This is a genomic window from Aquipuribacter hungaricus (assembly GCF_037860755.1).
Classification (GTDB): domain Bacteria; phylum Actinomycetota; class Actinomycetes; order Actinomycetales; family JBBAYJ01; genus Aquipuribacter; species Aquipuribacter hungaricus.
The window spans coordinates 1-696 of the sequence record NZ_JBBEOI010000502.1; the positions used below are offsets into that span (position 1 = coordinate 1).

1 protein-coding gene is annotated in these 696 nt (G+C 77.9%); it reads left to right on the plus strand.

The features are described from left to right. On the plus strand, positions 1-696 hold a 696-nt coding region (locus WCS02_RS20870; RefSeq protein WP_340296223.1), incomplete at both ends, for an OB-fold nucleic acid binding domain-containing protein.

Below are 696 nucleotides of genomic sequence, written 5' to 3' on the forward strand. Positions count from 1 at the left end.
GGCCGTGGGCCGCGGCGGTGCGCCGGTGGTGCGCCGCGGCACGGCCGGCACCGCCGGGGCGGTGGCGCCGGAGCCGGAGACCCAGCTGACCTTCGACCTGGGCGACGCCCCCGACGAGACCGAGAGCACCGAGCTGCCGGACATGACCAGCGCCGAGCGGGTCGTCGCCGAGCTCGACGTGCTCGGCCTCGACGCCTCCCGGCACGTCCTCGACTTCTACCAGCCGCTGCTGGAGGCGCTCGGCGTCACGCGCTGCCCGGACCTGGTCGGGCAGCGCAGCCAGAGCGAGCTGCTCGTCGCCGGGGTCAAGGTCGCCACCCAGACCCCGCCCATCCGCTCCGGGCGCCGGGTCGTGTTCCTCACCCTCGACGACGCGACCGGGCCCGTGGACGCGACGTTCTTCGAGGACGTCCAGGGCCCGTACGCCGCCACGGTGTTCCACTCCTGGCTGCTGCTCGTGCGCGGGGTGCTGCGCCGGACCGGGCCGCGCGGGGTGTCGCTGCGCGCGACCGGGGCGTGGGAGCTGCCGGCGCTGTGGTCCTGCTGGAAGGACGGCGGGCTCGAGGCGGTCCACGCCGTGCTCGAGCAGGTGCCGGCCGGCTTCGACGACGACCCCGCCCGCCTGGGGGCCGCGGTCACCGGCGCCGCCGCGAGCCGGGCGAGCCGTCCGGTGCTCGCCCGGCCGCCGACGGGCCC